This window comes from Actinomadura litoris, from assembly GCF_009733595.1.
GTDB lineage: Bacteria > Actinomycetota > Actinomycetes > Streptosporangiales > Streptosporangiaceae > Spirillospora > Spirillospora litoris.
This window is the reverse complement of record NZ_WOFH01000014.1, coordinates 162,005-181,678: the sequence shown is the minus strand read 5'-3', so window position 1 is coordinate 181,678 and position 19,674 is coordinate 162,005. Positions and strand designations below refer to the sequence as shown.

Genomic DNA, 19,674 nt, shown 5'->3' with positions numbered 1-19,674 from the left:
CCCGTGGGCGACTACATCCCGGTTTACGAGAGCAAGGGATCCTTCACCACGTCCGCGGCGGTCACCGGCGGCACCCTGGCCGCCGTGTCGGGGGACAGCACCGTCGGCCCGGCCGCGGCCGGATCGGCGAAGGTCATCGGTGTGTTCGCCACGGACGCCGCGTCCGGGGCCCGCGTCACCATCCACCTGCGCGGCCCAGAGCACGAAGTGGTCGGCTCCGGCTCCGTCACCGCCGGCGACCAGCTCGTCGCCGCAGCCGGAGGGAAGGTCGCGTCCAAGGCGGCCGCGTCCGGTGCCACGGCAGGCGACATCAACGACGCCCGCTCCATCGTCGGAATCGCGCTCAACACCGCCGCCGACGCCGCCAAGGTCCGCTACGTCGCCCTGTAGGGCGGCCCCCGTCACGATCATCCGTACAGCCCCCGCCCAGCATCACCGGGTCGGGGGCTGTCGCATGGGAAAGGAAGACCATGCCTGACGCTTACCCGCCGGGGGCACCCAGTCTCAGCGGCGACCTGCTGACCATCAGCAGGCTCCTGCAGTCCCCGGCGCAGATCACCCGACGTCTTCGCACCTTCGTCGACCTGCGGTTCATCTCCGATCAGGTGCTGACCCAGCGGTTCCGCACCTCGGGCGGCGCGATCGCCTACGAGGTGTCCGAGCCGATCGTCAACACCCGCCCGGTGGAGTCGGTCGCGCCCGGCAGCGAGTACCCGATGGACACCCCCTCTCCCGGGACGGGCGCGCTGGCCGCGGTCGAGAAGTGGGGGCAGGGCACGTTCCTCACTGATGAGTCGATCAAGCGGACGGTGAAGGGCGGCGACGCGCTGGACCGCGCGCTCCGCAAGACCGTCAACACCATCATCACCAAGGTCGACGGGATCACCATGTCGGCGGTCGGGTCGGCGATCACCGCGACGCAGGCCGCGACCGGGTCGGGTTCGAACCGGTGGGCGAACGCGACGGCGGCGATGATCCTGCGGGACATCGAGCTGGCCAAGGCGCAGGTCGTGGACCTCAAGCAGGGCTACAACCCGAACATCATCGTCATGAGCAACACCAAGTACGCCTACATGGCGTCCGACCCCACGATCGCGTCGCTGCGTCGGCGGGAGGCGACCGACAACCCGGTCTACAACGGCCGTATCGAGATCATCGGGGATCTGATCGTGGTGCCCGCGCCGCTGTCGAGTCTGCCGTCGGACGACGTGTGGATCATCGACAACGAGGAGCTCGGGGGGATGGCCGACGAGGCGGAGGTCGACCCGGGCTACGCCGTGTCGGACATGGCGATCCAGGTCCAGTCCGAACGCAAGGCCAAGCGGGACGCTTGGGAGCTGTGGGGCCGGCGGCTCACGGTCCCGGTGATCCAGGAGCCCGGCGCCGGAATCAAGATCACGAACACCTGAGGGGCTGGGACACATGAGGCGGTACAAGGTGCTGGCGCCGTGTGTGGTGCACATCCCGATGAACACCGACCGCGGTGTCCAGCTGGGCACGCTGTACCAGAACACGGTGTTCGTCGGCGATCCTGCCAGCGACAAGATGAAGTTCCTGGTCGACGCCGAGATGATCGAGCCGCTCGACGACGGCGACTCCCCGGCGAAGGACTCGGGTGAGGAGCAGGCGTCGCTGCAGGCCGAGAGCGGCGGGCCGAGCATGCCGCCGGAGAACGGGCCGGGCTCGGGCAAGGACGCCTGGGTCGAGTACGCCGTGGGCTCGGGGCGGATGGAACGCCCGGATGCCGAGGGCCTGTCGAAGACCGAGCTGGTCAAGACCCTGAAGGGCGAGTGAGCCGCGGCCTGGCAGCGCGCGACCCCGTCACGCTGCCGGGCCGCTCCACAGAAGGGACATCCCCATGGCGACACTCGCCAGGACAGCTCTGACCCCGGTCGGTGCGAAGACCACCGGTGCTGCCGCGGGGCAGGACGCCGGCTGGGCGGCGGCGACCGCGACGACCGGTGACCTGATCCCGCTGTCGGGCCGCGGCACGATTCTGCGGATCCGCACGACCGGGACCGCGTGCAACGCGGTGATCGATTCGGTGGTGACGTCGAGCTACGGCGCTGATCAGGACTTGACGGTGACGATGGGCGCGACGGATGAGCAGGAGGTGTACATCGCCAACGACGGCCGGTTCGACCAGGGCGGCGGGTCGAAGGGGTATGCGAAGGTCGTGTGCTCGGCGGTGACGGGCGTGTCGATCGCCGCGAAGATCGTCCCCGGCTGATGACCCGCCCCGAACCGCACACTGTGCCGCCGCCGGTGCGGGCCGAGTTCGTCATCCGCGCGCGAGTGGGCGATGGCGAATGGGCTGACCTGTGTAGCGGCTGGGCTTGGGGGCGCACACCCGAGGTGACGCAGCGGCTCTTCTCCTCTGCCCTGGGCGAAGCGGCTCAAGCCGTCGATGCAAAGTCACAAGAGGTGCTGCGGATGATCGACGCGGCGAGCGATGGCTGAGCCGTGGGCGCCGAGCATGACCGACGTCGGCGCCCGGATCCCCACCAAGACCCGCGACCAGACCCAGCCCGGCAACGACAACCCCGCCGGGACCTTCAACGACACCACCGTCCCTACCGCCGACGAGGTCGAACCGATCGTGGAGGGCGCCGTCGCGCAGACTCGCGCGGCCGTGGCGTCCATCCCCGAAGCGCTGTACGGCCTGGCCAACGACGCCGCCGCGTGGCGCGCCGCCGCCGACATCGAACTGGCGTGGCCGGAACGGAACGCGCAGATCACCGACCTGTACACCACCCTGGACGCCCGCGCGAAGCTCGCGCTGCAGCAGCTGATCGACGCGTGCGACGACGCCGGTACCGGCGCCGACGGCGGCCGGCCCGTCTACGCCTTCCCCGAGCCCGTCCCGTGGGGCGACACCTATCTGTGAGAGGAGCCACGCCGATGGCTGCACCCGAGTACGAGTACGTCGCGCTGCAGGAGATCTGGCACGGCGGTGTCCGCGCCTACCACGTGGGCGACCCGGTGCCCGCCGAGAACGTCGAGGCGCACGGGTACTCGGCCGAGCAGGTCGCCAAGGTCGACACCAAGGCCGCGGCGCAGGCGGCCGAGCAGGCGACGCAGAACGCCGCCGACGCCGTCCCGGCTGAGCAGGGCCCGGCGAAGGCCGCCAAGACGGCGGCCGCGAAGTCCTGATGGCGCACCGGCCGCAGGACATGTCGGCGGCGCCAGGGAGTGTCACGGTCCGGCTGCCCGACCTGGAACCCGTAGCCGGGCTCGTCGCTGCGGTGTCGCGGTTCTGCGCGCACATGACCCCGGCAGCCTACGAGGCGATGCCGGAGAAGGCGGCCGATGCGCTCGGGCAGGTCCAGGCGATCTTGTGGCGGCTGGAGCATTCCCGGCCCGAACCCGACCCAGGACCGGATAGCGAGGGGGGCTGAGCGGTGGCGGTAGGCGGTTGGCTCGTGTGGGACGAGGCGGAACTCGACAGGCTCCTGAACTCGAAGGAGGGGCCGGTCGGGCGGGACCTGTCGCGGCGCGGGACGGTCGGCGCGCAGGCCGCCAAGACCCTCTGCCCGGTGAGTCCCCGCGGGTCGCACGGACGGCCGTCCGGCTACTCGCGGTCGCAGATCGGGTGGGAGCTGGGCCGCGACCGCGAGGGCCTGTACGTGGACGTCAAGAACCCCTCGACCACTCCCGACGGGAAGCCGCTGGGGCTGTTCATCGAGGTCGGCACGGAGCCGCACGACATCGCCTCGCACGGCGACTACCCGCTGCGGAACCGCCAGACCGGGCAGGTGTTCGGCCGGAAGGTCCGCCACCCGGGGACCCGCGCTCAGCCGCATCTGCGGCCCGCGCTCGACGTGATGATGCAGCTGTGAAGCGGCGCTGGCGGCGGCTGGATGCGATCGCGCACGCCCTGTACTGCCCGACCATGCTCGGCCGCCGGGCCACGCGCGCACGCTGGCACCACAACATTCACCTCATCCCCGGGGCCCTCCTCGACGAGATCTGCCGCCGGGCGGACACCGCTGATGGTCGTTGACGCCGAGGCCGCCGTCCGCGCCTTCATCAACTCCCGCACCGGCGACCTCGTCGGCGTGGGGCATCCGCTCCAGCTCGGCGCTTTCCTGAACCGGCAGCACAGCCCCGGACGAGGCGCCTACGCCTACCTCACCCGCGTCGGCGGCGTCCCGACCCTCACCGTCGAGCAACCGGTCGACCAAGCCCGGATCTCCGCCGCGATCTACGCGCCGACCAAGCTGATCGCCGCGCGCGCCGCGACCGCCTACGCATCCCTCCTGCACACCCTGTCGCTCGGCGGCACCCGCACCCCGATGGGCGAGGCGGTGTGCCTGACCGTCGACAACATCTCCGGTCCGCTCCTGATCGACGACTCCGAGTCCAACCACGAGCAGTTCCGGTACCTGGTCGACGCCGACTTCCTGCTGGCTGATCCCGCCCTCATCTGACCCCGTGCCGCGTAGCGCGGCGCTCTTCCATCACCCACCACCTGAGGGCTGTAGCAGCCCGGAAGGGACATCGCCATGCCCGCAGTCGCTGTTCCGATCAACGCGATCGCCCTCGGCCCTGGATTCCTGTACTGGGCGCCGCTCGCCTCGGCGTTCCCGGCCAACACCGTCGCCGGAGGTGTGTTCACCGATACCTGGCCCGTCGCGTGGAGCCTGTTCGGCGCGACCGACAAGGGCTCGGAGTTCAACTACGAGCTGTCCACCGACAACGTGGAGGTGGCCGAGACCCTGGACGCGGTGGCGGTGGTGCCGACCGGCCGCGTGATCTCGATGACGTTCGACCTGGCGCAGATCCACGCCACGAACTTCAAGCTGGCGGTCAACGGCGGCACGATCACCACCACGGGTAGCGGCGCGACGCAGCTGAACGAGTTCGCCCCGCCGGAGCTGGGCTCGGAGGTCCGGCGCATGATCGGGTGGGAGGCGCAGGACTCCACCGAGCGGCTGGTGGGGATCCAGTGCTTCCAGACCGGCAAGATCAACATCAGTCGTGCGAAGGGCGCGGACAAGGCGACCCTGCCCAACGAGTGGACGTTCGAGAAGCCGGCCGACGGGTCCCTGCCGTTCAAGTACTGGACGACCGGCGCGGCGAGGGCGTGACCATGAGCCAGCTGCAGTCCGTCCCGATGATCGAGGTCGAGACCGTCCCCGAAACGGAGGGCGCCGTCCCGCCGGTGATGTTCAACGCCGGTGAGGACGCCGAGGCCCAAGCCCACCAGATCCAGGCCATGAGCGAGGGCGTCGTCCACGGCGACACCGTCGAATGCCTCGGCGGCCACTACCGCGTCGCCGACAAGGTCGGCCTCATGCCGCTGCTGAAGTTCGCGCACACCGCCTCCATGGACGTCGACGCCAACGACATGGAGGGCCTCGTCGCGATCTACGACATGCTCCGCGACTGCCTCCACGAGGACGACTGGAAGCGCTTCGAGCGGGACATGACCGTCAAGAAGGCCGAGGCCGACGAGATGATGACGGTCGTCCAGCAGGCGATCGAGGTCATCAACGCCCGCCCTACCCGGCAGCCGTCCGGCTCCTCCAGTGGGCCGCCCACAACTGGAGCACCCTCGACGGCCACCTCCTCCTCTCCTCCGGCGCCGCGGGCGCGGCCGGGCATGGACGACACGCTGGTGCCCGTGGGGCGGCTGGCCGAGGCGCTGTAGCGCTCACCCCCCGGCAGCTGTGCAACACCGTCTACGCCTTCCTCACCGACGGCGGCGACCCCGAGGAGATCGAGAAGCTCGACGCGCGGCTGCTGGAGCCGCTCGACGCCCGTGCCCGCGCGGCTGAGGCCGCCTTCCTCCGGGATGTGAACCGCGGACGGGGGTGAGGCATGGCGCCCCTGGCGACAGCGTTCGTCCGTGTCCGCGCGGACCCCTCCGGTTTCCGCGGCGACGTCGACCGGGAAGCCCGGCGGGCGGGCAGCGACAGCGGCCGCTCGTTCGGCCAGGCGTTCGGGGACGGGTTCAGCAGCGAATCACCCGGGCGGCTCCGCGACGTCTTCCGCCAGTTCAACGGGGACGCCGACGCCGGCGGCCGCGACTCCGGCCAGCAGTTCGGCCAGGGGTTCGGGGAGACGTTCACCCGCGACGCCCAAGGCCGCCTGCGCAACGCCCTAGGCCGGTATGTGTCGGAGTCGGCCGCCAGCGGCCAGGAGTCCGGGCTGCAGTTCTCCACCGGTTTCAACGCCGCGGCCTCCAGTTCGGAGCCGTCGGTTTCGATCGACACCGGACCCGCGCTGGCGGCGGTGCAGGAACTGGGGATGGCGCTGCTGTCGCTGGCGGCGATCCCGGTCGGCGCGACCGCGATCGTGGGGATCTCTGGTCTGGCCGGCGCCGCGGCCGCGGCGGGTGTCGGGGTCTTGGGGTTGCAGGCGGTCGCGGTCCCGGCGTTCAACAAGATCAAGCAGGCGATCGCGGAGGAGGGCGCGGCGCAGGCCCAGTCGAACGGGTCGGCCGTGCAGGGGCAGCAGCGCGCGCTCGCGCTGGCCGGCGCGCAGCAGGCCCTGGCCTCCGCGCTCCGCAACGCCGGGTACGCACACCAGCAGGCCCTGGATGGGGTGCGGCAGGCCGAGCAGTCGCTGGCCTCGGCGCAGCGCAACGCGCAGCAGGCGCAGCAGGCCCTCAACCAGGCGCGCGCGGACGCCTCCCGCCGCCTGGTCGACATGCGCAACCAGGTCATCGACGGGGCGCTGGCGATCCGGCAGGACCAGCTCGCGGTGCAGCAGGCCCGGCTCGCGCTGGAGAAGCTCACCTCCGCGCGGCAGGACGACCTGGCGGTGCAGCAGGCGCAGACCGGGGTGGCGCAGGCGCAGGCCAACGCCGCCAAGCTCGCGGCGGATCCGGCGGCCTCGGATGCGGCCAAGGCCGCCGCGCAGGCCGCCGTGACGGCAGCGCAGCAGCAGCTCGCCGCGGCCAAGCAGAAACGCAAGGAGGACCAGCTCGCCCGCCAGGAGGCGCAGCTGCGCTACGACCAGGCCATCCAGCAGCTGCGCGAGCAGCAGCTGGCGCAGAAGCGGCTGGTCGCCGATGAGCGCGCCGCGGCCAAGGCCGGGGTCGAGGGGTCGGATCAGGTGCGGCAGGCGCGGCAGCGGCTCGCCGACGCCAACCGGCAGGTGCGCAACTCCGAGCTCGCGGTGGCGCGCGCCCGGCAGAACGTCGCCCGCGCCGACGCCCAGTCCGCGGACGCGGTCGCCTCGGCCCGGCGGGCGCTGACCGCGGCGAGCCTGTCGGGAGCCGCGGCGACCTCGACGCTCGGGCGGGCGATGACCAAGCTGACGCCCGCCGAGGAGAAGCTGAAGACCGACTGGCAGGGCCTCACCAACGCCTTCACCAAGTGGCGCGAGTCGATGGAGCCGACGGTCCTGCCCTTGTTTAGCAAGGGCATCGCGATCCTCAAGGGCCAGATCCCCTCGCTGACGCCGTTCGTGAAGGGCGCCGCGTCGGCGTTCGATGGGCTACTGGACCGGGTCGCCAAGGGCGCCAAGGGCAGCGAGTTCACCGCGTTCAAGAAGCAGCTCGCGGCGTTGACCGGGCCCAGCATCAAGGGGCTGGGGAACGCCGCGGTCGATGTGGCGGTCGGGTTCGGCCGCATGTTCCGCGCGTTCCTGCCGTTCGCTCCGATCGCGGTCCAGTTCATCGAGCGGCTGGCCGCGAGGTTCAAGGAGTGGGCGACCACGAATTTCGCGAACGGGGGCAGCAAGGAGTTCCAGGGGTTCCTGGCCTATGTGCGGGAGGCGGGCCCCAAGGTCGTGGCGACCGCCGAGTCGATCGGTAAGGCGATCGGTCATGTGATCTTGGCGTTGGCACCGGCGGCGGGGGGCGGCGGGCTCGGGGCGCTGGGGGCGATCAAGGCGGTCGCTGACGGGATCGCCTCGATGGACCCGGCGGTGATCCGCGCGATCGCCTACGCGCTGGTGTCCCTGAAGTTGGCGATGTTGGGCGTCGCGGCCGTGAAGGGCGTCGCGCCGGCGGTGTCGGGTGTGGTGGGCGGTCTGCGGACCGGGGTGACCGCCACGCGGGGGTTCATCGCCGGGTTCCGCAACGTCAACCTCGCCTTTTCTGACAGCGCGACCAGGGCGAACACGCTCGGCGCGGCGATCCGGTCGCAGCTGCAGCGGTGGCGGCAGCAGGCCGCCGCGGCGCGCGCGTCGGCGGCGGCGACGCTGGCGGACGCCAAGGCCAACGTCAAGGCCAAGGCCGCGGCCGCCGGGAACTGGATCAAGGCGCAGGCGACCGCGTTCCGCGCGGCGGCCGCGGCCAAGCTCGCCGACGCCCGCGCCGCCACCGCCAACGCGGTCGCGCAGGGCCGGGCGAGGGCGGCGGCTGCGGGGAACTGGATCGCGGCGCAGGCTGCGGCGTTGAGGGCTGCGGCTGCGGCGCAGTTGGCGAACGCGCGTGCGGCCACGGCGAGCGCGGTGGCGAACCTGCGGCAGCGCGCGGCCGCGATCGCCTCCGCGGTCGCGGCCGGGGTCGTCAAGGCCGCGACGGCGGCGTGGACGGCGGTGCAGTGGCTGCTGAACGCGGCGATGTCCGCCAACCCGATCGGGATCGTGGTGCTGGCGATCGTCGGGCTGGTCGCCGCGCTGGTGCTGGCTTGGAACAAGAGCAGCACGTTCCGCAACATCGTGATCGGCACGTTCAACGCGATCAAGACCGCGGTGACGTTCGCGATCTCGTTCGTCGTGAATTTCGTGCGGCAGCACTGGCAGTTGCTGCTCGCGATTGTGCTCGGCCCGCTCGGTATTTGGATCGGGCTCGTGATCAAATATTGGTCGCAGATCAAAACTGCCGTGACTTCTGCGATCACATTCGCGATCAATTTTGTCCGGTCGCACTGGCAGCTGATCTTGGCGATCGTGCTCGGGCCGCTCGGCCTGCTGGTCGGCCTGGTGATCAAATACTGGTCGCGGATCAGAAACGCCCTGGCCAGCGCCGTTTCCGGGACGATCGGGTGGGTGCGGTCCCACTGGCAACTGCTGGTGTCGATCATCGGCGGGCCCCTCGCCGCCGCGATCATCCAGGTGGTCCGACACTGGAACTCGATCAAGAACACCACGACGAACGCCATCCACGCAGTCCAGAACGGCGTGTCACGCGGAATGTCCGCAGTCCGCAATTCCTTCTCCAGCGGGATGTCGGCGATCTCCTCGACCTGGGCGAAACTGCGGAACGCCACGAAAGCCCCCGTCAATTTCGTGATCGACCACGTGTACAACAACGGCATCCGGAACCTGTGGAACAAAGTGATCGGGTGGCTGCACCTGGGCGGGAACCTGCAGCTGGGGAAGGTCGGGCTGCTGGAATCGGGTGGCACGCTCGACAACCCCGTCACGGCACGGCCCGGCGTGTACACCAAGGCCACCGCCATCGTCGGCGAGGGCGACACCCAGGCACCCGAGTTCGTGATCCCCACCGCCGCCAAGCACAAGCAGCGCGCGCAGTCGCTGTGGCTCGCGGCGGGCCGGCGCCTGCAGATGCTGGAGGGCGGCGGCCTGCTCGGCGGCATCTGGAACGGGGTGAAGAAGACCGCGTCCAAGGTCGCCGACGTGGGCAAACTCGGGCTCGCGCTGCTGGACGACCCGAAAAAGCTGTTCGATGATCTCGCGGCGAAGATGGTGCCGTCGGCCGTGGGGCTGGCCACCAGCCCGTGGGGGTCGGCGATCGCCGCGATCCCCAAGAAGCTCCTCGGGTCGGCGTGGGAGGCGATGGAGTCGCTGGTCGGCGCGTTCAAGAAGGGCTTCGGGGGCGGGGGGCAGCAGTCCGTCGTCGAAGCCGCCCGCAAATACATCGGCACCTGGTACCGGTGGGGCGGCACCGACCTGTCGGGGATCGACTGCTCCGGTCTGACGATGCGCGCCTGGCTGGACGGCGCCAAGCGCAATATCACCAGAACGACCTACACCCAGCGCGACTACATGAAGACCATCCCCGGTCCGAAGCCGGGCGCGGTCGGCCAGCCCCACAGCGGACACACCTACCTGGCCAGCCGCGTGCAGGGCGGCCGGACGTGGATCGTGGAGGCCGCACGCACCGGCACCCGCGTGTCCGAGCATCTCCTCACGCGCTCCACGCCGTGGTGGGGCTACCCGCCCGGCCTGGCCGCCGGTGGCGCGCTGGTGAAGGGCCTGGGCGAGCAGTTCATCAAGGGCACCGGCCGCGGCTGGGACGTCGCGAAATGGCTCGGCATCGCCGGTGACCCGGGCGGGGTGGTGGCCGGGTACGGGCCGCGGCTGCGGCCGCTGTCGTTCGACTCGGGCGGGTGGCTCCCGCCGGTGAACCAGACCCGCAAACCCGAGCCGGTCCTCACCGGGCGGCAGTGGTCGGACATCCACACCCTCGCCCAGCGCGGCGCCGAGCGGACCGGACCGGCGGTCGGCGAGCTGCATCTGCACGAGCTGCAGCACCTCCCACCGGACCAGGCGATCACCAGCGCGCTCGACCGGGTGCTGTTCATGCACGGCATTTAGGGGGTGTAGCCGGTGCCGATCCTCGTCCGCCCCACCGTCGTCACACCTCCGGCTCCGACCTACCGCCCTGCGGTCACGGTGATCACCGACCCGTCCGGGCGGGACTGGCCGCTGGACGGCACTGGCGGGATCTGGCGGCAGGCCGGCCGCAAAGGGTTCCACGCGCCCACCTATCAGCACTACCGGGACGACTCCCCGGCGGTCGACGGCTCGTTCTGGCGGGGTGTCCGCGCCACGGCGCGGGACCTGTTCATCCCCATCGTGATCCGCGCCGGCTCGCGGGAGGAGCTGGTCGCGACCAGGCGGGCGCTGATCGGCGCGGTCTCCCCGCGCCGGGGCGAGTGCGTGATCTCCACGGTCCAGCCGGACCTGACCCGCCGGTCCATCCGCGCCCGCTACGCCAGCGGGATGGAGGGCGAGGAGGGCAAGGGCGGCTGGGGCGTGGTCGCGATGACCTACGGGCTGCTGTTCACCGCCGATGACCCGTACATGTTCGGCGACGAGCAGACCCTGAAATGGGGCTCGGACGCCGTCACCCGCACCGAGATCCCGATCCCCGGCGCCGACACCTTCTACGAGGTCGTCAGCGCGGCGCACATCCTCGGCGCCTCCACCGTCATCAATACCGGTGACGTGGACGCCTATCCGATCTGGAAGTTCACCGGCCCGTTCGATGCGATCACGCTGACCAACGACTCCACCGGCGCGACGCTCACCATCACCTGGACGGCGACCGGCACCGACTCCCTCACCATCGACACCACCCCGGGAGCGACCACGGTGGTCGACGGCAACGGCGTCAACCGGTGGGACAAGCTCAGCGCGGGCTACCAGCTGTGGCCGCTCGCGCCCTTGGAGAACGACCTGACGTTGGACGTCACCGGGTCGACGGCCGCGACGCGCGCGCAGATGACCTACCGGCCTCGCTTCGAGTCGGACTGATGCCGGTCCTGCCGGTCGGCGAGTCGCCGTACACGATCGAGGTCCGCGACGCGGACCGGGCGCGGACCGGGCAGATCGACCGTCTCACCGCGCTGGAGCTGACGCCGGCGTTCAACGACATCGGCGCCTGGACGCTCACCATGCCCGCCGGTACCGCGCAGGCCGCAAGGTTGGTGAAGGGCGGCTGGGTCAACATCATGACCGGCACCCAGCCGGTCCTGGCCGGGCAGGTTTTGGGGCTGAAGAAGACCCGCTCCAACTCCGAGACCTTCGACGGGACGCTGACCGCGTACGGGTCGACCGCCGAGACGATCTTGAGGGTGCTGGCCTGGCCCGCGCCCGGCCTCGCGCTGGGCTCGCAGAACGTCGACTACGACCGCCGAACCGGCGCCGGCGAGACGGTGATCAAGCAGTACGTGAACCTGAACGCGGGGCCGGGTGCGCTGGTCGACCGGCGGATCCCCGGCCTGGTGATCGAAACCGACGCAGGGCTCGGGTCGACGGTGATCGGCGCGGCCCGCATGACCCCGCTGGTGCCCGACCTGATCGGCCCACTCGCCACCTCCGCAGGACTGGGGTTCAGGGTGCTGTTCAACGCGGCGGGGAACCTGGAACTGCAGACCTACGTCCCCGCAGACCGGTCGGCGTCCGCGCGGTTCGCGATCGACCTGGGCAACCTCACCTCCTACGAGCACGTTGAGGAGGCCCCCAAGACCTCCGTCGCGGTCGTCGGCGGCACCGGCGACGGCGCTCTGCGGCAGTACCGACAGGTCATCGACACCGACGCGATCGCCGACTGGCACGTGCGGACCGAGACGTTCGTGGACTCCTCCAGCGCCGCGAGCACGGACGAGATGGACCAGGCCGGCGCGCAGCAACTCGTCAACGACGGCCCGGTGAGCAGCCTGACGATCGAGGCGATCGACACCCGGGAGCTGCGGTTCGGGCGGGACTACTTCCTCGGCGACGTCGTCACCGTCGAGGGCGTCACCGACGTGTTGCGCGGGCTGACGGTCACCTGGTCGGTGCCCGACGGTCTGGTCCGCAAGTCGACGGTAGGGACGGCCGCCGCGACAGGGACACGCCGCCTTATCAAGCTACTCGCCGACCTCACCGCGAAAGTCACCGCCCAGCAGGCCAAACAGTGAAGGGAGGCGGACGTGGCTGCCGTTGAGACCGCCAAGCCGTTCGACGGCTCGGCGATCAGCTCGTCGCTGGAGTTCCGCAAACGGAACCGGCCGGTCCCGGACTATGTCGACGCGGCGTGGGGGTCGACATCGCTGCAGGTCTCGGCGGTCGGCGGGACGTCGATCAACATCGCCAACGGGCGAGGCGTGTTTCAGGGCGCGCTGTATGAGCTGACGGGCGGGCCGCTGAACCTGACCGTCGCGGCGAACGGAGGCGGCTCCAACCGCACCGACTACGCCGTAGCGACCTTTGACTCCGCGCACACCCCCGGCGTGTACTCCCGGGTGCTGGCCGGGACGGCGATCACGCAGAACGACACCGGCACCTGGGACGTCCCGCTCGCGACCTGGCAGAAGACCCCAGCCGGCGCGATCGTGAACCTCATCGACCTGCGGCCGTTCCGTGGGTCGCCGGTCGTGCCGTGCACCTCAGCCGTCCGCCCGGCGAACCCGACGATGGGGATGATCGCCTATGAGGTCGACACCGACCGGCACATCAAATTCACCGGCTCGATCTGGGTCGCGCTGCTGGAGGACACGGGCTGGGTCTACCTGACGCTCAACGGCGCGGACGGGCACGCCTGGACGCTGAACAACAACCTCCGTGTGAGGCGCGTCACCGGCGGGATCGTGCACATGCGTGGTTCGATCCGCCGCGACGCCGGTTCCCTACCGACCAGCGATGACGGGTCCGCCGTATCGATCCTGCCGGTCGGGTTCCGACCTACCCAAACCGAAACGATCTTCGGCTATCACTCCCGGTCCCCGGTGGTGGTGAAACTCGATCCGTCCGGCGAGGTGCGGGTGATCGCGATCACGGCAGACATCCCTGCGACCCGGACCATCCAGGCATCCGGCGACTGGTTCATCAACTAGTGGGGGGCGTGGGCTGATGGCGCGGCATAAGTTCGGGCAGTCCTCGGCCGACTGGACGTTCGAGGTCGGTCCCGGCGACATCCCGGTCCTGGCCAGTGGCGTGGAGCTGACGGCGTGGTCGGCGGTGACCGGCGGCACCCAGTACACCGACCTCCTGGATTCCGGCGGCGGCGCCATCACCATCATCACCTCCGGGGACGGCGGCACCTACCCGGAGGGCACGATCCCCGAGTTCTCCGGCCCGGACGGCATCACAGCCCTGTGGGTGGAGGGGGGCGTCGGCACCCGGTACAAGCTGACCGCCACCGACCTGGGCGACACACTGGACGGCAAGCTCGACCTCGCCGGCGGGTCAATGGAGGGGGAACTGCGGCTGTCTGACGACTCGCCGGCCGCGTCGCAGGACTATGTGCTCGCGCACGCCTCCGGCGGCGCCCCGTCGATCTTGCCGTTCTCCTACACCGGGATCCTGTCGGTCCGCACCGGCACCGGCCGGATCTACAACGACACCGGCCGCGCGCTGACGATCGGGACCGTCCGCGCCTCGGCCGCCACCGGCCCCGCCGGGCAGTCACTCATCATCGACGTCCACAAGAGCGGGACGACGATCTACACCACGCAGGCCAACCGGCCGACGATCGCGGCCGGGCAGGTGACCGGGACGGGCGGCGTCCCGGATGTCGCGACGTGGGCGGCGGGCGAGTACCTGACCGTCGACATCGACCAGGTCGGGACGACCACGCCCGGCAGCGATCTGACCGTGACGATCCCCTCGACCTGATGGCCGCTCCCGTCGCGCACACCGCTGCCGGTGACGTCACCACCGCGACCGACCCGAACAACGGCAACATCACCGTCTCCAAGCCCGCGAACGTCGCGGACGGGGACGTGCTCGTCGCGATCCTCAACTCCACGGTCGCGTCCACCTGGGACACGGTCCCGGCGGGGTGGACGCTGGGCGCGCAGTACAACGCGACCCGCACCACCAGCGTGTTCACCAAACCCATCCCCTCCGCGGCGGCCGAGACCGCGACGAACTACTCCTGGCACTTGGCGGGCGGCGCGGGCCGGATCGGTGCGCTGATCTTCCGCGCCACCGGGGTGGACGGCACCACCCCGATCGACGCGTCCGGGAGCGGGGTGGGGACGGGCACCACCACGATCGTGGACCCCGCGGTCACGGCCGTGTCGTCCGAGGCGCTGCTCATCGCGATCTTCTCCTCCTACATCGCGTCCGGCACGCCGACCACGGTGACCAAGCCCGGCAGCATGACCAACGTCGGCGGCTGGAACGTCACCACCGGCACCAACAGCACGACCCACCTGGTCGCCTACGAGACCCTGTCGGCATCGGGCTCGACCGGCACCCGTACCGCGACGGTATCGCCTGCGGGGGCGAACGCCGCCGGGTTCATGTTCACGCTCAAGCCGGGGTCGGTGGCGCCGCCGCCCAGCTCACCGGTCGCGCACACCACGACGAACGACGTCTCCAGCGTGACGGTGTCGTCGGCGCCGACGCTGAGGGTGCCCAAGCCGGTCGCGGTCGCGGACGGTGACCTGCTGGTCGGGGTGGTGTTCCACCGCAACGCCGGGAACATCTTTGCGACGGTCCCGCCGGGGTGGACGGTTTTCCCGGGCGCTTACACCAGCGGCTGCCTGCTGGCGGTGTACTGGCGGTATGTGACCTCGGCCGCAACGGAGCCGGACTTCTACACCTGGCGGTCGCCGAACGGCAGCGCGCGGGGCGCGGCGGTGGTGTTCCGGGTGACGGGCGCGGCACCGCCGAGCGCGGCGCACGGCCCCTACGACTCCAACGGCGCGGCGACCGGGGCGGGGGTGTCGAGCATCGTCGCTCCGGCGACCACGGTGGTGGGGCCGGCGGCGCTGCTGATCGGTGCGTTCGCGACGACGTCGTCGTCCACGACTCCGGCGGTGGCGTCCACGCCGTCGGGGATGACCGAGGTCAAGGGCGTCCCGATCGTGACGGGGACGGCGGCCGCGTATCTGGAGGTCGCCACGCAGCAGCTCGCCTCGGCCGGGTCGTCGGGGACGAAGACGGCGGCGGTGTCGCCGGATGCGGGCTCGGCGGCGGGGCTGCTCGTCGCGGTCGCGCCGCCGTCGTATGGCACCGCGCAGCCTCCGCAGCTGCTCGGGCGGCTGACGGGCGGGGTGACCTCGTCGGCCGTGAAGGTGTCGGCGGTGACGAAGTTCTGTTCGAGCGTGCGGTTCGCGCGGTCGGCGAGCCCGTCGCTGACCTCCCCGACCTACACCTCGGCGGCCGCGCCGGACCGGGACGGCATCATCACCGGCACGTTCACCGGGCTGTCTGCGGACACGACCTACTACTGGGGTGTCGAGCTGGACGGGACGCTGGACACCGCACACGTCTCGACGTTCCGGACGCTGCCGACGGTGGGCACGGCGTCGTCGTTCTCGTTCGGTGCGGCGTCATGCGCGGACAATAACTCCAACGCCGCGAGCTTCAGCGACGCCGCCGCGCGGACCGGCCCGACCGGACTGCCCGCCCGCATGTTCGTGCACTTGGGCGACATGCACTACCAGGACATCGGTGTCGACGATGACGCGTGGGCGCTGGGCGCGTGGCTCAACGCCCTCGGCCAGGCCAACCAGCAGGCCCTCTACGCCGCGAGCCCGCTCGCCTACACCTGGTCCGACCACGATTTCGGCGGACAGAACGTCGCCGCCGACTGCCCTGCCGCACCAGCGGTGCAGGCGGTCTACCGACGGCTGTTCCCCTCGCATGCGCTGCCGGGCGACGGGGTGGGGATCTACCAGTCCTGGCAGATCGGCCGCGTCCTGTTCGTGATGACCGACGGCCGGTCCTACATGGACCCGATCACCGACCCGGACACCTCGTCCAAGACCAAGCTCGGCGCCACGCAGAAGGCGTGGTGGAAGAGCCAGGTGGTCACGGCCGGGGTGGGGCTGGTGGTGTGGCTGCACGAGGACGCCTGGCACAACGCCTCCACGTTCACCGGGGACGACACGTGGTCGGCGTACGCGACCGAGCGCGCCGAGCTCGCCGACTACATCACCGCGCACCAGGTTCCGCTGCTGTACGTGCACGGTGACGTCCACGCGCTGAGCTATGACGACGGGTCGCATGTGCAGGGCCGGTTCCCGCTGGTCAGCGTGAGCCCGCTGGACCAGACCACCTTCATCGGCAACGGCGGCCTCACCGGCGGTGTTGTACCGGACCCGCCGACGACCGCGACCAAAAGCCAGCAGTACGGCTGGTTCGACGTCCTGGACAACGGCACACAGATCGTCGTGCGGTACCTGGGGATCTCTGGCGGGGTGGTGGCGCAGCGCGCCGATTTCTCGTTCGGGATCAAGCGGCAGATCGGCTGGGGCGTGCCGCTGTGAACCGGCAGGGCGAAGGGCGTGTGACCTGCATGCTGCAACGGTTGTGGCACCGGGTCGGGAAGCGCGGCATCGCCCTGTTGTTCCTGGCCCTGCTGGACCTGCTCTACCCGATCGGTCTGGCCGGGCAGCCCGCCGCGACCCGCGCTGGATACGAGGTGGTCGCGCCGTGGCAGGTGTGGGCGGTGCTGTGGCTGCTGACCGGGCTGCTGTGCGCCGCCCAAGCGTTCGCGCGGAGGGACCGGCTGGCGTTCACCGTGGCCGTGGCGATGAAAGTGCTGTGGGGGACGGTGGCGCTGATCGGCTGGATAGCCGGCACGAGCCCTCGGGGATGGTTGTCGGCCCTGATCTGGCTGACGTTCGCCGGGTTCGTCGCGGTGATCTCCACGTGGACTGAGGAGTGGGATCGCCCGTGAGCGTGTCGGGGACTCTGGCGCAGGGTGCGATCGCGGCGGGCATCGCGGGTGTCCCGGCGCTGGTCGCGGGCTGGTTCGCGTTCCGGCAGGCGACACGGGTGCAAAAGCACGCCGATCGTGCCGCGCTCACCGATGACCTGCAAGAGGAGGTCGCGGATCTGCGGAAGGCGGTCAGTGAGGCCCGCAAGGAGACCGACGAGTTGCGGTTCCGCCTGCGGGGGGCGATGGACTACCTGCAGCTGTGCATGACGGTGATGCGGCGGAACGGGGTGGACCCGCCGCCGGTGCCTGACCTGGTGAAGTTTCCGTGGGAGGAGAGCCGATGAGCGTCTTCGGCGTGGACTACGCCTGGAGCCACCCGGGCGTCGCGGCGCTGCGGAAGGCGGGGGTGCGGTTCGCCTGCCGCTACCTGTCGCGGGATGCCGGGAAGAACTTGACGCGTGGGGAGGCCGAGGAGCTGTCGGCGGCCGGGATCTGGCTGGTGGTGGTGTGGGAGACCACGGCGTCCCGCGCGCTGTCGGGGCGGGCCGGGGGCGCGGCGGACGCGCGGGCGGCGGAAGCGCAGGCGCGCGCGTGCGGGATGCCGGACGGCCGGCCGATCTACTTCGCCGTCGACTGGGACGCGAGCACGGGCCAGCAGGCGACGATCAACGCCTACCTCGACGGCGCCGCGTCCGTGATCGGGCGAGAGCGGGTCGGCATGTACGCAGGCTATGGGCCGATCAAGCGGGCGTTCGACGCGGAGAAGATCACGTTCGGGTGGCAGACGTACGCGTGGTCGGGCGGCCGGTGGGACTCGCGCGCGCAGCTCCAGCAGTACTCCAACGACGAACGGATCAATGGCGTCGGCCTCGACTACGACCGCGCCGTGAAAGACGACTACGGCCAGTGGATGGTCGGAGAGGACCCCGACGTGGCACTCAGCAGCGACGACAAGAAGTGGCTGACCGACAACCTGTTCAAGCTCGTCCTCCAGCAGGACAAGGTCGCGGCGCCGGCGGGGGTCGACCCGACCGGTAACCCGACCTGGCGTCCGGACAACCTGCTGCGCGAGATCTACTCGCGGGCGTTGGAGATCAAGGCCGGGGTGGCGCAGTTGGCGCAGCAGTCCCTGGATGTGGATGAGGCGGAGGTCGCTCGTCTGGTGCTGGCTGGCCTGACGCCGGAGAGCATCGGCAGGGCGGTGGTGGAGGCGTTCCCGGCGGGCATGGCCACGAAGGTCGTGGACGAGATTCAGGCGCGTCTGGCGTCCTGACCCTCCGTCTCCGGCGTCCGGGCCGGGCGCGCGACGCTCGCCGTCCCCGTCCGAGCCCTCCCTTCCCTGTTAGCTCATCGGCCCCAGCGCACTGGCTGGGGCTTCGTCGTTTCCGGAGGTTCTCCTTGGTCACAGGCTTCCGCGCGGGCGCGGCTGCGCTGGCGCTCGCTGCCGCGGCGCTCGCCGTGACGGTCGCGTGGCCGCTCGGTGTGCCGTCGGCGCGCGGCGACAGCGGCTGCCCGGACGCGACCGTCACCGCCGCGACCCCAGCGCAGCTCGCCGCCGCGCTCGCGAACGCGCAGCCGGGCGACTCCATCGCGGTCGCGGCCGGCACCTACGACGGGAACTGGACCGCGACCACCCCCGGCACCGAGGCGGCGCCGATCTGGCTGTGCGGGCAGGACGCGACGCTGACCAACGACGGCCCGACCGGCGGGTACGGGCTGCACCTGGACGGCGCGTCGTGGTGGCGGGTGCGCGGGCTGACGGTGACCTGGGCGGCCAAGGGCATCATTGTCGACCACTCCGCGCACGTGGAGATCGTGTCCAACACTGTCCACGATGTCGGTGACGAGGCCGTCCACCTGCGGGCGTTCACGACCGACTCGCTGGTGGCGGGTAACGCGCTGCATCACACGGGCCTGCGGCGTGACAAGTTCGGCGAGGGCGTGTACGTCGGGTCGGCGAACGGGAATTGGTCGGTCTACACCGGCGGCGCGCCGGACGCCTCGGACCGCAACGTCGTGCAGGGCAACACGGTCTACGCGACGACGGCCGAGCCGGTCGACGTGAAGGAGGGCACCACCGGCACGCAGGTCACCGGGAACGCCCTCGATGGCGGAGCGCTGACAGATTCCGGCGGCGACTCCTGCGTGGACGTCAAGGGCAACGACGGTCTCGTCCAGGGCAACACCTGCACCGGGGTGCCGGGCGGCGACGGCCATGACGGCTACCAGGTCCACCACAACAAGCTGCTCAAGCTCGGGCTGGGCGACTGGGGGTTGCGCAACGAGCTGGCCGGCAACAGCGCGGTGATCGGGCCCGGCGCCCGGGACGGGTTCTGGGTGCATGACGCCTCGACCACCTACAACGTCGTGCGGTGCGGGCAGGCCGTGACCGGCGCCGCGTATTCCAACATCACCTGCAGCCCCTGACC

At 70.8% G+C, this 19,674-nt stretch carries 23 protein-coding genes; all 23 read left to right on the top strand.

From position 1 onward, the window contains the following. The first annotated feature begins 3 nt into the window (after positions 1 to 3). The 23 genes from GNZ18_RS33180 (at position 4) to GNZ18_RS33070 (ending at position 19,672) form a co-directional block, all read left to right on the top strand. Positions 4 to 390, top strand: a complete 387-nt coding sequence (locus tag GNZ18_RS33180) for a capsid cement protein (RefSeq protein WP_216651519.1) — start codon at positions 4 to 6, stop codon at positions 388 to 390. A gap of 80 nt (positions 391 to 470) precedes the next feature. Then, positions 471 to 1,409: a phage major capsid protein gene (locus tag GNZ18_RS33175; RefSeq protein WP_156220584.1), complete on the top strand. Its 939-nt coding sequence runs from the start codon at positions 471 to 473 to the stop codon at positions 1,407 to 1,409. Between the two features lie 13 nt (positions 1,410 to 1,422). Further along, a complete protein-coding gene (locus GNZ18_RS33170; protein WP_156220583.1) occupies positions 1,423 to 1,794 on the top strand; it encodes a hypothetical protein in 372 nt (123 codons plus the stop codon). 64 nt (positions 1,795 to 1,858) lie between these two features. Continuing rightward, entirely contained in the window at positions 1,859 to 2,230 is a 372-nt protein-coding gene (locus GNZ18_RS33165; protein ID WP_156220582.1) for a hypothetical protein, read from the top strand. Beyond that, positions 2,230 to 2,460 (top strand): hypothetical protein, encoded by a 231-nt coding sequence (locus tag GNZ18_RS33160; protein WP_156220581.1) that lies wholly within the window; start codon positions 2,230 to 2,232, stop codon positions 2,458 to 2,460. Before GNZ18_RS33165 ends, GNZ18_RS33160 begins: the two co-directional genes overlap by 1 nt. Continuing rightward, positions 2,453 to 2,887, top strand: a complete 435-nt coding sequence (locus GNZ18_RS33155) for a hypothetical protein (RefSeq protein ID WP_156220580.1) — start codon at positions 2,453 to 2,455, stop codon at positions 2,885 to 2,887. Before GNZ18_RS33160 ends, GNZ18_RS33155 begins: the two co-directional genes overlap by 8 nt. A gap of 14 nt (positions 2,888 to 2,901) precedes the next feature. After that, positions 2,902 to 3,153, top strand: coding sequence for a hypothetical protein (locus GNZ18_RS33150; RefSeq protein ID WP_156220579.1), 252 nt, complete (start codon positions 2,902 to 2,904; stop codon positions 3,151 to 3,153). Continuing rightward, positions 3,153 to 3,398 carry a hypothetical protein gene (locus tag GNZ18_RS33145; RefSeq protein ID WP_156220578.1) on the top strand — a complete coding sequence of 82 codons (246 nt, stop codon included), beginning with the start codon at positions 3,153 to 3,155 and terminating at the stop codon, positions 3,396 to 3,398. The genes GNZ18_RS33150 and GNZ18_RS33145 overlap by 1 nt, the downstream gene beginning before the upstream one ends. Before the next feature lie 3 nt (positions 3,399 to 3,401). After that, positions 3,402 to 3,839 (top strand): hypothetical protein, encoded by a 438-nt coding sequence (locus GNZ18_RS33140; protein ID WP_156220577.1) that lies wholly within the window; start codon positions 3,402 to 3,404, stop codon positions 3,837 to 3,839. Further along, positions 3,836 to 4,003 (top strand): hypothetical protein, encoded by a 168-nt coding sequence (locus GNZ18_RS33135; RefSeq protein ID WP_156220576.1) that lies wholly within the window; start codon positions 3,836 to 3,838, stop codon positions 4,001 to 4,003. The genes GNZ18_RS33140 and GNZ18_RS33135 overlap by 4 nt, the downstream gene beginning before the upstream one ends. Next, positions 3,993 to 4,430 (top strand): hypothetical protein, encoded by a 438-nt coding sequence (locus GNZ18_RS33130; protein WP_156220575.1) that lies wholly within the window; start codon positions 3,993 to 3,995, stop codon positions 4,428 to 4,430. Before GNZ18_RS33135 ends, GNZ18_RS33130 begins: the two co-directional genes overlap by 11 nt. 75 nt (positions 4,431 to 4,505) lie before the next feature. After that, positions 4,506 to 5,090 (top strand): phage tail tube protein, encoded by a 585-nt coding sequence (locus tag GNZ18_RS33125; protein ID WP_156220574.1) that lies wholly within the window; start codon positions 4,506 to 4,508, stop codon positions 5,088 to 5,090. 2 nt (positions 5,091 to 5,092) lie between these two features. Further along, complete coding sequence (locus GNZ18_RS33120; protein WP_156220573.1) at positions 5,093 to 5,653, top strand: hypothetical protein; 561 nt, start codon at positions 5,093 to 5,095, stop codon at positions 5,651 to 5,653. Positions 5,654 to 5,823: 170 nt separating this feature from the next. After that, positions 5,824 to 10,458, top strand: coding sequence for an NlpC/P60 family protein (locus GNZ18_RS33115; protein ID WP_156220572.1), 4,635 nt, complete (start codon positions 5,824 to 5,826; stop codon positions 10,456 to 10,458). A gap of 12 nt (positions 10,459 to 10,470) precedes the next feature. After that, positions 10,471 to 11,400, top strand: a complete 930-nt coding sequence (locus GNZ18_RS33110) for a phage distal tail protein (RefSeq protein WP_156220571.1) — start codon at positions 10,471 to 10,473, stop codon at positions 11,398 to 11,400. After that, entirely contained in the window at positions 11,400 to 12,548 is a 1,149-nt protein-coding gene (locus GNZ18_RS33105; protein ID WP_156220570.1) for a siphovirus ReqiPepy6 Gp37-like family protein, read from the top strand. The genes GNZ18_RS33110 and GNZ18_RS33105 overlap by 1 nt, the downstream gene beginning before the upstream one ends. 12 nt (positions 12,549 to 12,560) lie before the next feature. Next, positions 12,561 to 13,463 carry a hypothetical protein gene (locus GNZ18_RS33100; protein WP_156220569.1) on the top strand — a complete coding sequence of 301 codons (903 nt, stop codon included), beginning with the start codon at positions 12,561 to 12,563 and terminating at the stop codon, positions 13,461 to 13,463. Between the two features lie 16 nt (positions 13,464 to 13,479). Further along, complete coding sequence (locus GNZ18_RS33095) at positions 13,480 to 14,244, top strand: hypothetical protein (RefSeq protein ID WP_156220568.1); 765 nt, start codon at positions 13,480 to 13,482, stop codon at positions 14,242 to 14,244. After that, positions 14,244 to 16,850, top strand: a complete 2,607-nt coding sequence (locus GNZ18_RS33090) for an alkaline phosphatase D family protein (RefSeq protein ID WP_156220567.1) — start codon at positions 14,244 to 14,246, stop codon at positions 16,848 to 16,850. The genes GNZ18_RS33095 and GNZ18_RS33090 overlap by 1 nt, the downstream gene beginning before the upstream one ends. A gap of 29 nt (positions 16,851 to 16,879) precedes the next feature. Next, complete coding sequence (locus tag GNZ18_RS33085; protein WP_156220566.1) at positions 16,880 to 17,263, top strand: hypothetical protein; 384 nt, start codon at positions 16,880 to 16,882, stop codon at positions 17,261 to 17,263. After that, positions 17,260 to 17,589, top strand: a complete 330-nt coding sequence (locus GNZ18_RS33080) for a hypothetical protein (RefSeq protein ID WP_156220565.1) — start codon at positions 17,260 to 17,262, stop codon at positions 17,587 to 17,589. Before GNZ18_RS33085 ends, GNZ18_RS33080 begins: the two co-directional genes overlap by 4 nt. After that, positions 17,586 to 18,518, top strand: a complete 933-nt coding sequence (locus tag GNZ18_RS42720) for a glycoside hydrolase domain-containing protein (RefSeq protein ID WP_246250886.1) — start codon at positions 17,586 to 17,588, stop codon at positions 18,516 to 18,518. Before GNZ18_RS33080 ends, GNZ18_RS42720 begins: the two co-directional genes overlap by 4 nt. A gap of 125 nt (positions 18,519 to 18,643) precedes the next feature. Then, positions 18,644 to 19,672 carry a right-handed parallel beta-helix repeat-containing protein gene (locus GNZ18_RS33070; protein ID WP_156220564.1) on the top strand — a complete coding sequence of 343 codons (1,029 nt, stop codon included), beginning with the start codon at positions 18,644 to 18,646 and terminating at the stop codon, positions 19,670 to 19,672. The last annotated feature ends 2 nt before the right edge of the window (positions 19,673 to 19,674 follow it).

What these genes read in the sequence shown, in the direction of transcription:
- GNZ18_RS33175 (WP_156220584.1), top strand. Translation starts at nt 471, where the DNA reads ATGCCTGACGCTTACCCGCCGGGGGCACCCAGTCTCAGCGGCGACCTG.
- GNZ18_RS33170 (WP_156220583.1), top strand. Translation starts at nt 1,423, where the DNA reads ATGAGGCGGTACAAGGTGCTGGCGCCGTGTGTGGTGCACATCCCGATG.
- GNZ18_RS33165 (WP_156220582.1), top strand. Translation starts at nt 1,859, where the DNA reads ATGGCGACACTCGCCAGGACAGCTCTGACCCCGGTCGGTGCGAAGACC.
- GNZ18_RS33160 (WP_156220581.1), top strand. Translation starts at nt 2,230, where the DNA reads ATGACCCGCCCCGAACCGCACACTGTGCCGCCGCCGGTGCGGGCCGAG.
- GNZ18_RS33155 (WP_156220580.1), top strand. Translation starts at nt 2,453, where the DNA reads ATGGCTGAGCCGTGGGCGCCGAGCATGACCGACGTCGGCGCCCGGATC.
- GNZ18_RS33150 (WP_156220579.1), top strand. Translation starts at nt 2,902, where the DNA reads ATGGCTGCACCCGAGTACGAGTACGTCGCGCTGCAGGAGATCTGGCAC.
- GNZ18_RS33145 (WP_156220578.1), top strand. Translation starts at nt 3,153, where the DNA reads ATGGCGCACCGGCCGCAGGACATGTCGGCGGCGCCAGGGAGTGTCACG.
- GNZ18_RS33130 (WP_156220575.1), top strand. Translation starts at nt 3,993, where the DNA reads ATGGTCGTTGACGCCGAGGCCGCCGTCCGCGCCTTCATCAACTCCCGC.
- GNZ18_RS33125 (WP_156220574.1), top strand. Translation starts at nt 4,506, where the DNA reads ATGCCCGCAGTCGCTGTTCCGATCAACGCGATCGCCCTCGGCCCTGGA.
- GNZ18_RS33120 (WP_156220573.1), top strand. Translation starts at nt 5,093, where the DNA reads ATGAGCCAGCTGCAGTCCGTCCCGATGATCGAGGTCGAGACCGTCCCC.
- GNZ18_RS33115 (WP_156220572.1), top strand. Translation starts at nt 5,824, where the DNA reads ATGGCGCCCCTGGCGACAGCGTTCGTCCGTGTCCGCGCGGACCCCTCC.
- GNZ18_RS33105 (WP_156220570.1), top strand. Translation starts at nt 11,400, where the DNA reads ATGCCGGTCCTGCCGGTCGGCGAGTCGCCGTACACGATCGAGGTCCGC.
- GNZ18_RS33095 (WP_156220568.1), top strand. Translation starts at nt 13,480, where the DNA reads ATGGCGCGGCATAAGTTCGGGCAGTCCTCGGCCGACTGGACGTTCGAG.
- GNZ18_RS33090 (WP_156220567.1), top strand. Translation starts at nt 14,244, where the DNA reads ATGGCCGCTCCCGTCGCGCACACCGCTGCCGGTGACGTCACCACCGCG.
- GNZ18_RS33085 (WP_156220566.1), top strand. Translation starts at nt 16,880, where the DNA reads ATGCTGCAACGGTTGTGGCACCGGGTCGGGAAGCGCGGCATCGCCCTG.
- GNZ18_RS42720 (WP_246250886.1), top strand. Translation starts at nt 17,586, where the DNA reads ATGAGCGTCTTCGGCGTGGACTACGCCTGGAGCCACCCGGGCGTCGCG.